17 protein-coding genes are annotated in these 13155 nt (G+C 73.5%); 9 read left to right on the top strand and 8 right to left on the bottom strand.

Features of this window, described 5'->3' with window-relative positions:
• Positions 1–36 precede the first annotated feature (36 nt).
• Complete coding sequence (locus GCU60_RS12125) at positions 37–333, bottom strand: WXG100 family type VII secretion target (protein ID WP_163205528.1); 297 nt, start codon at positions 331–333, stop codon at positions 37–39.
• Positions 334–565: 232 nt separating this feature from the next.
• On the opposite strand from GCU60_RS12125, the gene GCU60_RS12120 reads away from it, so the two are divergent.
• The 4 genes from GCU60_RS12120 (at position 566) to GCU60_RS12105 (ending at position 3647) form a co-directional block, all read left to right on the top strand.
• Complete coding sequence (locus GCU60_RS12120; protein ID WP_163205526.1) at positions 566–877, top strand: EthD family reductase; 312 nt, start codon at positions 566–568, stop codon at positions 875–877.
• A gap of 3 nt (positions 878–880) precedes the next feature.
• On the top strand, positions 881–2419 hold the full coding sequence (locus GCU60_RS12115) for an acetolactate synthase large subunit (protein ID WP_163205524.1): 1539 nt from the start codon (positions 881–883) through the stop codon (positions 2417–2419).
• 548 nt (positions 2420–2967) lie between these two features.
• The gene (locus GCU60_RS12110; RefSeq protein WP_163205522.1) at positions 2968–3186 is read left to right on the top strand and encodes a hypothetical protein; all 219 of its coding nucleotides are present in this window, start codon (positions 2968–2970) and stop codon (positions 3184–3186) included.
• 221 nt (positions 3187–3407) lie between these two features.
• Positions 3408–3647 (top strand): hypothetical protein, encoded by a 240-nt coding sequence (locus GCU60_RS12105; protein ID WP_163205520.1) that lies wholly within the window; start codon positions 3408–3410, stop codon positions 3645–3647.
• An 11-nt stretch (positions 3648–3658) separates the two neighbouring features.
• Here the strand turns inward: GCU60_RS12105 and GCU60_RS12100 are convergent, their stop codons facing one another.
• Both GCU60_RS12100 and GCU60_RS12095 read right to left on the bottom strand, forming a co-directional pair.
• Positions 3659–4279, bottom strand: a complete 621-nt coding sequence (locus GCU60_RS12100) for an NAD(P)H-dependent oxidoreductase (RefSeq protein ID WP_163205518.1) — start codon at positions 4277–4279, stop codon at positions 3659–3661.
• 93 nt (positions 4280–4372) lie between these two features.
• Positions 4373–4873, bottom strand: a complete 501-nt coding sequence (locus GCU60_RS12095; protein ID WP_163205516.1) for a MarR family winged helix-turn-helix transcriptional regulator — start codon at positions 4871–4873, stop codon at positions 4373–4375.
• 90 nt (positions 4874–4963) lie between these two features.
• On the opposite strand from GCU60_RS12095, the gene GCU60_RS12090 reads away from it, so the two are divergent.
• The 5 genes from GCU60_RS12090 to GCU60_RS12070 all read left to right on the top strand — a co-directional run bounded on the left by GCU60_RS12090 (position 4964) and on the right by GCU60_RS12070 (position 8955).
• Complete coding sequence (locus tag GCU60_RS12090) at positions 4964–6046, top strand: alkene reductase (protein WP_163205514.1); 1083 nt, start codon at positions 4964–4966, stop codon at positions 6044–6046.
• 27 nt (positions 6047–6073) lie between these two features.
• The gene (locus tag GCU60_RS12085) at positions 6074–7012 is read left to right on the top strand and encodes a zinc-binding dehydrogenase (protein WP_163205512.1); all 939 of its coding nucleotides are present in this window, start codon (positions 6074–6076) and stop codon (positions 7010–7012) included.
• On the top strand, positions 7012–7443 hold the full coding sequence (locus GCU60_RS12080) for a nitroreductase/quinone reductase family protein (RefSeq protein ID WP_163205510.1): 432 nt from the start codon (positions 7012–7014) through the stop codon (positions 7441–7443). The genes GCU60_RS12085 and GCU60_RS12080 overlap by 1 nt, the downstream gene beginning before the upstream one ends.
• Positions 7444–7671: 228 nt before the next feature.
• Positions 7672–8109 carry an ATPase, T2SS/T4P/T4SS family gene (locus GCU60_RS12075; protein ID WP_239521088.1) on the top strand — a complete coding sequence of 146 codons (438 nt, stop codon included), beginning with the start codon at positions 7672–7674 and terminating at the stop codon, positions 8107–8109.
• 378 nt (positions 8110–8487) lie between these two features.
• Positions 8488–8955 carry a hypothetical protein gene (locus GCU60_RS12070; protein WP_163205508.1) on the top strand — a complete coding sequence of 156 codons (468 nt, stop codon included), beginning with the start codon at positions 8488–8490 and terminating at the stop codon, positions 8953–8955.
• 222 nt (positions 8956–9177) lie between these two features.
• Here GCU60_RS12070 and istB read toward each other — a convergent pair whose 3' ends face one another.
• From istB to GCU60_RS12050, 5 genes are all read right to left on the bottom strand, one after another.
• Positions 9178–10014 (bottom strand): IS21-like element helper ATPase IstB, encoded by an 837-nt coding sequence (gene istB, locus GCU60_RS12065; protein ID WP_163205506.1) that lies wholly within the window; start codon positions 10012–10014, stop codon positions 9178–9180.
• Complete coding sequence (locus GCU60_RS12060) at positions 10011–11390, bottom strand: Mu transposase domain-containing protein (RefSeq protein ID WP_163205504.1); 1380 nt, start codon at positions 11388–11390, stop codon at positions 10011–10013. Before GCU60_RS12060 ends, istB begins: the two co-directional genes overlap by 4 nt.
• A 134-nt stretch (positions 11391–11524) precedes the next feature.
• Positions 11525–11647 (bottom strand): hypothetical protein, encoded by a 123-nt coding sequence (locus GCU60_RS21050; protein WP_275585516.1) that lies wholly within the window; start codon positions 11645–11647, stop codon positions 11525–11527.
• A gap of 59 nt (positions 11648–11706) precedes the next feature.
• Positions 11707–12333: a LuxR family transcriptional regulator gene (locus GCU60_RS12055; protein WP_345770555.1), complete on the bottom strand. Its 627-nt coding sequence runs from the start codon at positions 12331–12333 to the stop codon at positions 11707–11709.
• A 55-nt stretch (positions 12334–12388) separates the two neighbouring features.
• On the bottom strand, positions 12389–13048 hold the full coding sequence (locus GCU60_RS12050; protein ID WP_163205500.1) for a hypothetical protein: 660 nt from the start codon (positions 13046–13048) through the stop codon (positions 12389–12391).
• Positions 13049–13155: the final 107 nt, after the last annotated feature.

The following is a 13155-nucleotide window of genomic DNA, read 5'->3' as shown; positions in this document are numbered from 1 at the left end:
GCGGGGAGCGAGGCGGCCTTCGCCGGGTGCGGCAGGTCAGCGGCCGAGGGCGCTGGCCAGCTGGGTGTCGGCGTCGCGGAAGGTGGCGGCGGCCTGGTTCAGGTACTGGGCCATGCCGTCGAGGCCAGCGATCATGTTCCGTGCACCGGTGTTGAACTCGTCGTACGACGACTGGAAGCTGCGGCTGGAGGCGTCGGTGACGTAGCCGTCGGCGACGAGCTGGTCGACCAGGCTCTTGAGCTGGCCGAGCATGCCGTCGATCTCGGTGCGCCCGTTGACCAGTCGGCCGGCCGCGTCCTCCATCTGCTGGTAGGTGACGTTGACGTTCGCCATGGTGAGTCCTATCGAGAGTCCGGGTGCTCCGGGTACCGGCGGAGCGATGTGTCCGGGAACGTAACAACGGTTTTCGGCCGTCGAGCTGCTTCGCGGGGGTTATCCACAGCCCTTCTCCGGGTGATCTCGCGCAGCCGGAGGAGCCCTTGGTCCGGCCGGAGTCGCGCGGCCGGTCGATGACCGGTTGGCTGGTCGCCGGGCGGGCGCCGGACCCGCCGGAACGGAGCGCTCCATGGTGCACAGGCTCGTCGTCAGCTACGGCCCGCCGGAGGACCCGGCCGCCTTCGACGCGCACTACCGCGACGTGCACGCGCCCCTGGCCCGGCAGATGCCCGGGCTCGTGCGGTTCACCATCGGACACGCCAGCGCGATGGACCCCTCGCAGCCCGCTCCCTACCTGGTCGCCGAGCTCGACTTCGACTCCGAGGCCGCCATGGGCGCGGCCTTCGCCTCCCCGGAGGGTCAGGCCGCGGCTGCCGACGTCCCCGGGTTCGCCACCGGCGGGGCCACGATGACCCACTTCGACGTGCTGACGGTGAGCTGAGGCGTGAACGGCGCACAGGCACTGATCCGGACCCTCGTCGGCGCGGGTGTCGACGTCTGCTTCGCCAACCCCGGCACGTCGGAGATGCACTTCGTCGCCGCGCTGGACGACGTCCCGGAGATGCGCGGGGTGCTCACGCTGTTCGAGGGCGTGGCCACCGGTGCCGCCGACGGCTACGCGCGGATGGCCGGGCGCCCTGCCGCGACGCTGCTGCACCTGGGTCCCGGCATGGGCAACGGCCTGGCCAACCTGCACAACGCCCGCCGCGGCAAGGCCCCGCTGCTCAACGTGGTCGGTGACCACGCGCGCTCGCACAAGCGGCTGGACGCGCCGCTGGAGTCCGACATCGACGCGGTCGCCGGCACCGTCTCCACCTGGGTGCGGCGCTCGCTCTCACCGGCCGACGTCGCCGCCGACGCGGCCGAGGCGGTCGCCGCCATCGCCACGGGAGGGATCGCCACGCTGATCCTCCCGGCCGACGTCTCGTGGGAGGACGGCGCGGAGGTCGCCGACGCGCAGCCGGTGCGGCCGGTGCCGCACGTGGCGCCGTCGGTCGTCGACGACGTCGCCGCGGTGCTGCGCGACGGCGAGGACGTCGTCCTCTTCCTGGGCGGGGACGTGATGACCGCCGACGGCCAGCTGGCCGCGGCCCAGGTCGCCGCCGGGACGGGTGCGCGACTGATGTCGGAGACCTTCGCGGCCCGTTCCGCGCGCGGCGCCGGGCTGCCCGACCTGCACCGGCTGCCCTACCCGCCGGAGATGGCGATGGCCGCGCTCGCCGGCACGAAGCACCTCGTCCTGGCCGGCGCCACCGCGCCGGTGCACTTCTTCGGGTACCCCGGCACCCCCGGGCAGCCGGTGCCGGAGGACTGCACGGTGCACGTGCTGAGCCGGCCGGGGGAGGACGGCGTCGCCGCGCTGCGGGCGCTGGCGCAGGCCGTGGCGCCGGACGCCGAACCCGAGGTCGCGGAGTTCGAGCGCCCGGAGCTGCCCACCGGAGAGCTGACCCCGCGCGCGATGGCGGCGGTGGTGGGCGCGCTGCTGCCGGAGAACGCGATCGTGGTCGACGAGGCGCTGACCTCCGGCGTCGGGCTGACGGAGATGACCTCGACGGGACCGCGGCACGACTGGCTGGCGCTCACCGGCGGCGCGATCGGCGACGGGCTGCCGATGGCGCTCGGCGCTGCGGTGGCCTGCCCGGACCGGCCGGTCATCGGCATCCAGGCCGACGGCAGCGCGATGTACACGATCTCGGCGCTGTGGAGCTACGCCCGCGAGCAGGCCGACATCACCACGATCATCTGCGACAACGGCTCGTACGCGATCCTGGAGCACGAGCTGGAGAAGGTCGGCGCGGCCTCCGACGGCGAGCGGGCCCGCAAGTTGCTGGACCTCGGCGGCCCGGGGCTGGACTTCGTGTCGATCGCGCAGGGCATGGGCGTGCCGGCCACCCGGGCGACGACGGCGGAGGAGCTGGCCGAGCAGCTGCAGAAGGCGCTGGCCGAGCCCGGGCCGCACCTCATCGACGCCGTCCTGCGCTGAGCCGGGCGGCCGGGGTGCGGGCTCGCTGCCCGCACCCCGGCCGGGACGTCAGCGCTTCTTGGCGTTGAGCACGGCCTCCGCCTGCGAGGTGGTGTCGGTCTTGGCCTTGCGGTCGATCCGCTTCTCCTTGATCGACTTCGCGCTCGACTTCTTCGTCATCGACTGTCTCGGGGGACTTGCCACCCGTGGTGCGCCCCCCCTCATCGGGGGGGCCCGAACGGCTCCGTGCGGCGGACGGTATGCCCGCCGCCGCCTGCTGGGTGGCCACCGCCGAGGCGAGCCGGATCCGGGCGCCGGCGCGATCGCCCTCGTCCCGGAGTCGACGGCGTCGCGGGCGAGTGCGCACGAGCGCGCTGCAGGCGTCGCGCACCAGGGGTCCCGTCGCCGGGAGCACTCGTCCCCGCCGCCGCCGGGACCTCCGCCTCCGCGCAGTGGTGACCGTCGGGCCTCCTGGGGGCGGGGCCGCCGGCGCGAGCATGGGACCGGGCCCCAGCGAGGACCCGCTCCGGGCGCCGGGTGGCCCCGGAGGAGCAGCCCAGGGAGTGACCATGAGTGTCTCCGTCCACCAGCGTCCCCGTCCGGTCGCGCGACCGGCCAGGCGGCCCGCCGCCCAGCCGCGGCAGGCAGCGGAGCAGCCCGCGCGTGAGCGCGGCGCCGAGGACCGCGGCTGGTTGCTCGGTCTGGGTGTCCTCCTCACGGTCCTGGTGATCTTCGGCGCGATGATCGCGCTGACGATGCTCGCCGGTGGGGACGGCTACCCGCAGTGACCTGCCCTCGTCGGCGGGCGGTACGGCTGCCGACGCCTGCTGGGTGGCTGCCGTGCAGGCGAGCCTGATCCGAGCGCTGCCGAGAGCCGGGCCGCGGGCGGACGGGGTCGTCCGCCTCTGGTCCGGCCCGGCCGGCGGGACCACGATCGAAAGCGGGTCCCCCAGGGCCCGGTCCGGGGCGCCGGACGGTGCCCGTTGCGGACCCGGCACATGGAGTCGTCATGAGCGTCACCTCCCACCATGGCCCGAGCAGGGTCCGCCGGCCTCGCCTCCACGAGCGCCCGGCCCGCGGTGAGCGGCCGGCCGACGAGCGGGCCGACCGTGCCCGATCCCGGCCCCAGCCGGCGTCCGACGTGCGGACGTGGCTGATCGCCGTGGTGGTGATCGGGATCGTGCTGCTCGCCTTCACCGGGATGGTCGTGCTCACCGCGCTCGCGGGCGGGGACACCTTCCTGAGCTGACCGCGTCCCCGCTAGTCCCGACGGTTCCGGGAGGCACCGTGGGCGGAGCCGGTGATCGCTGAGGCGATCGTCGTGGCCGCGGTCTCCACATCGCGAGCCACCCTGGTCCTGTCCCCGGACTCGGAGTCGTGGACGAAGGCGGTGACGCCGCGTCGGACGCCGCAGAAGTCGAGAACACCGCGCTCGATCTGCGTGTCGAAGGCCTGCGTGTACCCGTGCCGCGCGAACGACTCCGCGGCAGTCCCGGAGATCGGTAGCAGGTGCGCCGTCACACGGCTCAGTTGCGGAACGACGCGGTCGTCGTCGTCGTAGGTGAAGGCCCATCCTGCGATGAACACCCGGTCGATCCATCCCTTGAGCAGCGCCGGCATCGACCACCAGTAGACGGGGAAGACGAGCACGAGGTGGCCGGCGTCGTCGATGCGCTTCTGCTCAGCGGCGACGTCGGGGTCCGGCTGCCCCCGGGTGAGGTACGTGCGTCGGTCGCCCGGGCTGAACCGTGGGTCGAAGCCCTCCTGCGCCAGGTGGGCGGGAACGAACCCCTCGGCGCCGATCAGCTCGCCCAGTCGTCGAGCGGCGTGGTGCGTGAGCGAGTCGGGGTCGGGATGGGCGGTCACGATGAGCGTGCTCATGCTCCTGGTCCTCCAGAGGGCTCGTGGTCCTGCTGGTGTGGCGGGTGCCCGGACGTTCGGGTGCTGAGCGCCGCCGGGACCGACGGCATCCGGTCAGCCGCGTGGGCGTGCGCGGGTCGCTGACCGGGGTGGTCGAGCGCGCATGTGCTGGCGCACCTTCTCCAGCAGCCGGGTGAGTTCGGCGCCGTCCCCGGCGTCCAGGGCGTCGAGGAGGATCTCCCGCACGACGGCCATGTGTCCGGGCAGCACGCGCTGGATCAGCGCCGTCCCCGAGCCGGTCAGCGCGACGACGGTGCTGCGCTCGTCCTCGGCCGACGGGCCCCGCGTGAGCAGGCCCCGCTTCTCCAGCTGCTGCACCTGGTAGGTCAGGCCGCTCCGGCTGTGCACGAGCCGGTCGGCGATCGCCGTCATCGTCTGCGTGCCGCCGGCGTCCTCGGAGAGCATGGCGAGGATCTGGAACTGCACGAAGCTCAGGTCGCCTGACTCGCGCAGCTGCGCCTCCACGCCGTGCTGCACCAGAGCGCTCGCCTCCAGCAGCGCGAAGTACGGCGTGAACTCCGCCGGGGGTCCGCCGCGCCCAGTGCTGTCCGCCATGTCCCCCATTCTAGAGTTGCTTCGAATTTGACACATCCCTCGTCCGGGCCTACTCTTCGAATTCGAAACACGCTGAGAGAGGGAACGACGATGACCACCACGAGCACACCCCACCATCCGGCGCTCTGGTCGCCGGCGAAGCTCGGCAGCATCGCCCTGCCGCACCGGCTGGCGATGGCGCCGATGACCCGGAGCCGGGCGACGGCCGACGGCCGGGTCACCGAGCTGACGGCGGCTTACTACGCGCAGCGCGCGACGATGGCGATGCTGATCACCGAGGGCACTCAGCCGTCCGAGGACGGGCAGGGCTACCTGGCCACGCCCGGCGTCCACACCGCCGAGCAGGCCGCGTCCTGGCGCACGGTCGCCGACGCCGTGCACGCGGCCGGCTCAACGCTGGTGATCCAGCTGATGCACGTCGGGCGGGTCTCCCACCCGTCGAACACCCCGCACGGCCGGCAGCCGGTGGCGCCGTCGGCCGTCGCTGCGCAGGCGCAGATGTTCACCGCCTCCGGCCCGCAGCCGATGGCCGTGCCGCGGGAGATGACGCCCGCGGACCTGGCGCAGACGGTGGCGGACTTCCGGCGGGCCGCCCGGCTCGCCGTCGAGGCCGGGGCCGACGGGGTCGAGCTGCACGGCGCCAACGGCTACCTGCTGCACCAGTTCCTCAGCAGCAACGCCAACCGGCGGACCGACGCCTACGGCGCCTCGGTGGAGGGCCGCATCCGGTTCCCGGTCGAGGTGGCGGCCGCGGTCGCCGACGAGATCGGCGCCGATCGGGTCGGCTTCCGCATCGCCCCCGGCAACCCGCTCAACGACATCGCCGAGGACGACGTCGCCGCGGTGTACCCGGCACTGGTCGAGGCGCTCGCCCCGCTGGGCCTGGCCTACCTGCACGTCGTGCAGGGCGACGACGAGCCGCTGCTGCGCGCCGTGCGTGACCTCTGGCCTGGTGGGCTGGTCGTCAACCGTGCGGGGGCCGACCTCGCGCGCCGCGTCCAGGACGTCGAGGACGGGCTGGCCGACGTCGTCACCGTCGGTGCGCTGGCGCTGGCCAACCCCGACCTCGTCGAGCGGGTGCGCAGCGGCGCTCCGCTGAACGACCCCGACGCCGCCACCTTCTACGGCGGCGACGAGCACGGCTACACCGACTACCCCCCACTGAGCGCCTGACCGCGCTCGCCTACTGAGGAGATCCCCGTGCGCGCTATCACGTTCTCGTCCTACGGCGGACCCGAGGTCCTCGAGCTCGCCGACCTCCCGCGCCCGGTCCCGGGTGAGGGTCAGGCCCTGGTCCGGGTCGCCGCCACTTCGTTCAACCCGGTCGACGGCACCATCCGGGCCGGGTACCTGCAGCAGGTCTTCCCGCTGCGGCTGCCGCACGTCCCCGGGTTCGACCTCGCCGGCACCGTCGCCGCGGTCGGGCCGGGCGGGCCGGAGGAGCTGGTCGGTGAGGACGTCGTCGCCTTCCTGCCGATGACCGAGCCGGGAGCGGCGGCCGAGTACGTGGTCGCACCCGTGGAGCTCCTGACCGGCGCCCCGCGTTCGGTCCCGCTCGCCGACGCCGCGGCGCTGCCCTCGGCCGGCCTCACCGCCTGGCAGGCGCTGACCGAGCACGCCGACCTCCGGGCGGGGCAGCGGTTCCTGGTCAACGGCGCCGGTGGAGGGGTCGGCGGCTACGCCGTCCAGCTCGCCGCCGACCTCGGCGCCACGGTGATCGCCACGGCGAGCCCGCGCAGCACCGCCGCGGTCACCGCGGCGGGCGCGGACCAGGTGATCGACTACACCCGCGCGCCGGTCGTCGAGGCGGTGACCGAGCCGGTCGACTCCGTGCTCAACCTGGTGGGCACCACTCCGGACGAGCTCGCCGCGCTGTCGGGGCTGGTCCGGCCCGGCGGCGTCGTCGTCTCCACCACCACCCCGGGGGAGGACGACGCGGCACGGGAGGTCCGGGCCAGCAGCGTCTTCGTCCGCAGCGACGCCGCTCAGCTCGCGCACCTGGTGGAGCTGGTCGACGCCGGCACGCTCCAGCTCGACGTCAGCGCCCGGTTCCCGCTCGAGCAGCTCGCCGAGGTGCACGCCCTGGGGGAGGCGGGCGGTCTGCGCGGCAAGGCAGTGATCACGGTGGGGGAGTCCTGATGAGCTCCTACAACGACACCATCATCGCCGAGTTCCGCGCCAACGGCGGGCGGGTGGACTCGGCGGGCTTCGGCACCCACCTGGTGCTGCTGCACACCCTCGGAGCTCGGACGGGACAGCCGCGGGTGAATCCGGCGATGTCCCTGCGGGACGGCGACGCCTGGCTGGTCGTGGCCTCGGCGGCCGGGGCGGAGAAGGATCCGGCGTGGGCGGTGAACCTGCGCGCGCACCCGCACACCGAGATCGAGGTCGCCACCCTGCGGGGGGAGGTTGGCACCGTGCCGGTCACCGCCACCGAGCTCGACGGCGAGGAGTACGAGGCGGCGTTCGCCCGATTCGTCCGCCGATCCTCGGCGTTCGAGGCCTACCAGCAGCGGGCCGGCGCTCGCCGTCTCCCGGTCTTCCGGCTGGCGCCCCGCCGAACGCCGTAGCGGGGGCGGCCGGCGCCACGTTCACCCGCGTGGGTGGACGTGGCGTCCGGATGTCCACAGAACCCGTGAACGGCGGCCCGCGGACCGTTCCGTTTCCTTACAGTCCGGGCGGTTGATCAACGGGCTCGACGGGGGATGGGCGTGCCGACTGCACTGGATGTCGTGGACGGTGAGGTCCGCGAGCTGATCCGTCGGCGTGGGCTGGACCCGTTCACCGATCCGGGGCCCGTGCGGCTGCTCGTGCGCGACGTCGTCGCCGACTACTCCGAGCGTTCCCTGACCTCGGCGCTGCCGCCGATCGGCGACGTCGAGTCCGTGGTCCGCGACGTGCTGGACCGGGTGGCCGGCTTCGGACCGCTGCAGCGGTACCTCGATGACCCCGATATCGAGGAGATCTGGGTCAACGAGCCGGGCCGGGTGTTCATCGCCCGGCGGGGCCGCAGCGAGCTGACGACGACGATCCTGGCGCCCGGTGAGCTGGCCGACCTGGTCGAGCGGATGTTGCGCACCTCGGGTCGACGTATCGACATGTCGACCCCGTTCGTGGACGCGATGATGCCCGACGGCTCGCGCCTGCACGTGGTCATCCCGGACATGATTCGAACCGGCTTCCCGACCTGTGCCGATCTGACGAAATGTGGCATTGACCAGCAGAAACAGTGTTGACTCTGGTTGAGGGTCAACGAGCAAAGATGAACCTTCTGCGGACTTTCTGCGGACTCGTGGCGGACTGGGGGCCGCGCGCGTTGCCTGGCCGGAGGCCGGAGGCCGGGGGCAAGCGGCTCAGTGGAAGCAGCGGGCGAGGTCTGCGTGCGCGAGGCTCTGTGGTGGGTGCAAACGCCTACGGGTAGCTGCTGAGGGCCGCGCCGTGGTCGCGCCGTAGTCGAGGGAACCGGCCCTCCACAAGTACGGCTTGTGGAGGAGGGCCCTCGTCCACAGGTCGGGGCGAACGGCGCTGAGCAAGAGCCGAGTGGGACAGGCTCTGTTGTGTCAGCGGCGGTCGAGCGCCGGCCGCCGAGCGTCACGCCCGGACGGAGAAGCGCCGTGATTCCTCAGCCACCGACCGCCGGCTTCAGTGCGTTCGAGATCAAACAGGCGTTGATGCGGGGGGCGGCGGGGGATCACGGGGCCGAGTCCGGCTTGGTCCTTCTGATGGCAGGGGACTGGTTGCCCGAGCTGAGTCAGGCCGACCTGATCACCGTCGAGATTTGCCTCGACGGCTGCTGCGGCGACGGCCCGGTAGCGAAGCTGGACTGGGCCGGCGTCCACGCGGCGCTGCAGGACGGGCGGCTGGCTGGCAGTGCCGGCGAGATCGCTGCGCTCCGCGTGGCCGCCAGCCTCGCCCACGGTCTGCTCGTGGATCTGGGTGAGGTGGCCGCGGGGCTGGATCGGCGGAGCATCGGCGCCGTTCAGGCCGCGATCGCCTTCGCTACGTACGATCCCGAGGTCCGTCGCGGGATCATCAGTGACGCCCAGGACACGGGAGCGGCGCAGTCGCCGGGATCAGTGTGACGCCCTTCGACACACAAGTTGGTCGGGCGGGCGCTCCCGGCCGAGGCTGAATCGGAACGATCAGGCGTGGCGCTGGGACCTCGAACGCGTCCTCGAACAAGGCAGTGAAAGCGGCCGGGTCCGGTGGCGTGCTGGCCGAGCCGACGTGCTGAAGGAACAGCTGATGGCGCTCGCCGAATCTCCCCAGGTGTGCTCATCGAAAGTCCCCACCCGGGAGCGGGGTCAGGTTAGCGGTCGTCGGGTGCCGGTGGTGGCGCGGCGGAGGGTGTCGGTGCGGGCGTGGTGGTCGCGCAGTCGGTAGCTGTCGCCGTCGAGGTTGAGCACGACCGAGCGGTGCAGGAGTCGGTCAAGCATGGCGGCGGCGACGGTGGTGTCGCCGAGGACCTCACCCCAGGAGGCGACTCCGCGGTTGGTGGTGAGCACGATGGAGGTCTTGCCGTAGCGCTGGGAGACGACCTGGAACAGCGCGGAGGCGGCTTCGCCGGGTAGCGGCAGGTAGCCCAGTTCGTCGATGACGAGCAGGGTGGGGCCGGCGTAGAAGCGCATGGTGGTGGCCCAGCGGCCCTCGATCGCGGCGCGGTGGCAGCGGGCGGCCAGGTCGGCGGCGGTGGTGAAGTAGGTGCGGTAGCCGGCCTGCGCCGAGGCCCGGGCCAGCCCGACGGCCAGGTGGGTCTTGCCGACTCCGGGCGGGCCGATGAGCAGCACGTTGGTGGCGGTCTCCAGGTAGCGGCAGGTGGCCAACTCCTGGATGAGCGCCCGGTCCACTCCTGGGGCGGCGTCATAGTCGAAGTCGTCCAGGCTGGCCGGGCTGGGCAGGGAGGCGAACCGCAGCCGGCCGGCCAGCCGGCGGGCCTCGGTCGCGTCGACCTCGAGGGCCAGCAGCCGCTCCAGAGCCGCGGTGAGTCCCAGGCCTTCGGTGCGGGCGGCGTCGAGCACGGCGGGCAGGTGCTCGGCGGCGGTGTGCAGCTTGAGCGTGGCCAGGTGGCCGCGCAGCTGCTGGTAGACGCTGGCCTGCGCCGGGGTCTGCGGCGCGGGTGCGCTCGGCTTGGGAGCGGTCATCGGAGGGTGTTCCTTCCTCGAGCGGCGCGGTCGTAGGCGGCCAGGTCGATCACGACCTGGCCGTCCCCAGCGGCGGGCGCCGCAGTAGTCGTGGTGGTCTGGCGGAGGGCGTCGGCGGCCGCGCGGGCGGCGGGGCCGGGTGGGATGCGCTGCTTGCGCCGGTGCGGCGCGGCGGTGGAGAACGCGGCTAGAGCGGCGGTCTCCAGGGCGGTCACGTGGCCGTGATCGCGGACCATCACCCCGGCGCCGTCGCCGGCCAGCCGGTGCCGGGCAACCACGGTCGGCGGCCGGCCGCTGCTTGTGTCGGCGGGGCCGGTGGCGATGTCGATGCTGGTGGCGCCGAGGCGGTGGGTCACGGTCACCGTCGTGCCGGTCAGCTCCGGTGGCACCGAGTAGCTGTTGCCGCGGTAGGCCACCAGCGCCTGCGCCGAAACCTTGCGTTCGGCGGTGAGCACCGCGGGGAACGGCGTCGGCAGAGGCGCCACCCGCTCGTCGTCGAGGAAGCTGGAGACGGTGCCCCGCCGGCCGGCCAGGGTGCGCAGCCGGGCGTCGCCGCGGGTGGCGCAGAACTCGTCGAGGGAGGCCTGCGCGGCCTCGGGCGTGACGTCGTCGGGCAGGGTGCGCCACCACCGCTGGGCGGCGGTGTGGTTGGCCTTCTCCACCACGCCCTTGCGGTTGCCACGTCGCGGCGGGCAGATCGCGACCTGGACGCCGTAGTGCTTGGCGACCGCGGCGAACGACGCGGTCACCTTCCCCGACGCCGGGTGGCAGACCGTCGCCATCCGGTCGAACCGCCAGCTGCGGGTCAGCCCGCCGAGTGCGGCCGAGACCCGGTGCAGGGCGTCGATCAGCTGCGGTTGCTCCATCGACGGGCAGAGCACGCCGCGCCAGCGGCCGGAGTGCGCCAGCGCCCCGACCAGCAGGAACGCCCTGCCCCCGTAGCCGGCGGCCGCCCAGGCGGCGGGCGGGTCGGGCAGCTCGACCCAGTCCCACTGCGTCTCCTCACCCGGCGGATGGTCGATCACCGCGACCGGGCGGCCCTTGGCCGGAGCACACGGCTCGCACGGCGGGCGCAGGTTCCGGATGCGTAGCTGCCGGGTGAAGGTGGAGTAGGCCCGGTCGTAGCCCAGTCCGGTGACCTCGTCGAACAGGGTCATGGCCCACAGGTGCGGGTCCTCGGTCAGCCGGGCGCGGCAGTAGTCGACGAACGGCGCGAACTCGTCCGGGCCGGCCGGCGCGCGGACCCCGGCCTGGCGGCCGTTCAGGTAGGCGCGGATGGTCTTGCGGTCATGGCCCAGGTGCCGGGCGATCGCCGAGATCGTCCAGCCCTGGCGACGTAGCGCGTGCACGTCGATGTCGTCCTCCCGTGTGAGCATGAGAGGCAGGGCTCCTTCGAGGTGGTGCGGTGGTCAGAGACCGCCATCCTCGGAGGAGCCCCCGCCGTCTCTGGCGGAGCTCCACGGGTGGGGACTTTCAGTGAGCAGCTCTGGGGAGATTCACCTGAGCGCCGTCACAGCAGCCGGTCTGCGACGACCGCCACGGCCAGCAGGCGGGTCGGGGTCAGATTCGTGCCGTCGGGCGCGGTGGGCGCCAGTGCCGTCCACTGGCTGGTGCCCCACTTCGATGCGGTCATCGGTATGGCTTCCGGTTCCGGTCGCCGGCGAAACCTCCTTCGCAGGGCGGGCCGCGGGTTCAGTAGAGGTAGCGGTCGATGCCGGAGCCGTGCGCCCAGATGTGGTTCATGCGGTCGGCGGTGCGGGCGTGGGCGGCTTCCTCGGCGTCGCTGAGCACACAGTCGGCGCCTGGCGGGGCGGCCTGCAGCCGGGTGGTGAGCAGTCGGGTGTCGTCGGTGGGGGAGAGGTCGAGGAGGCCGGCCAGCCGCGCGAGGAGCGAGACCAGTTTGGTGCGGTCGGCCCGGCGGTAGCCGCCGGCGAGCTGTGCGGCGTGGGCGTCGACCAGCTCGGCGATGTCGGCGTTCAGCCGGGGGTGGCCGAGGGCGGCGGCGGTGGCGGAGAGGAGGTCGATGTCGGCGGTTGGCAGGGTCAGTGCGGTCATCGGCGCCTGCTCGTAGCGGCCGTCCGGAGCGAGCAGCCGGCCGCACCCTGATCCCTGGGACTGGGTGGGTGCGAGGGCGGTGAGCAGGCGCTGCACGGCGGCAAGGGCGGCCCGGTCGGCCAGTGGCGGCGGCAACCGCAGCGGCTCGGTGTCGGTGCCCGGATGCCGCCGGTCGTCGTCCTCCCAGGTGCCGAGGCACAGCAGGATTTCCTCGAGAGCGCGGAGCGGCGCCAGCGGCTCGCCGTCGAGGTCGACGACGAGCACGGTGCGCTGCCCGGCGGGGGTGTCGCCCCTTCGCCCGGGGTGAGGGGGCGCGTGGTCAGTCACGGGTGGACCACCGCTCGGTGGCCGACCGGCTGGTCATGCCAGCGGCCCGGCCGATGTCGGCCCACGACGCCCCGGCCGCGAGTGCGGCGCGCACCGCCTCGTCCAGCGCGCGGGCGGCGGCGGCCTGCCGGGCGGCGGCCTGTTCCACGTCCTCGAGGGATTGCCATCCGGCGATGTGCCGGCGCCATTCGGTCATCACCCGGTTCTCGTCGGCGGCCTCCAGATCGGCCCACGGACCGGCGGTGGCGAGCCGCCGCGCCGCGGGGTCGGCCGGCTCCGCTACCGGCACCCGGGTCCAGGGGGTGCCACGCCAGCCGCAGGTGCAGCCGGCGGCCCAGCCGACGACCGCCGCGTCCGGGCGCCACTGCTCCGCCTGGTCGATCACCTCGCGGCGGACCTGACCGCTGGTGTGCGAGTGGACGATCCCGTCGCCGCGGAGAATCGTGCCGTCCTGCCAGACGCCCTCGGCGGTGGAGCCGTCGCGGTAGGTCAGCCGCACCCGGTCGCCGTTGCAGGGCCCGTCGTCGGGCCGGCGGGCGATCAGCCGGCCGCGGGCGCTGCTGGTGCCGGCGCCCTGCGCGCCGTCGGCGAACAGCGGCACCACCCAACCTTCATGCTCCTGGCCGTCCACGACCGGGCCCATCCATCCCATCGCTCCTCCTTTGGGTGCGTGTGGGCAGCGTCGACGTTGCGGCGCTGGCCCGGCCTATCCCGGTAGGCATCTGTGGATGCTCCTTCGCTGTCCACAGCCGGTGGTGG

The organism is Blastococcus saxobsidens, from assembly GCF_010682065.1.
Taxonomy (GTDB): Bacteria; Actinomycetota; Actinomycetes; order Mycobacteriales; family Geodermatophilaceae; genus Blastococcus; species Blastococcus saxobsidens_B.
The sequence above is the reverse complement of the archived record's forward strand: the minus strand, read 5'-3'. Positions and strand labels throughout refer to the sequence as shown.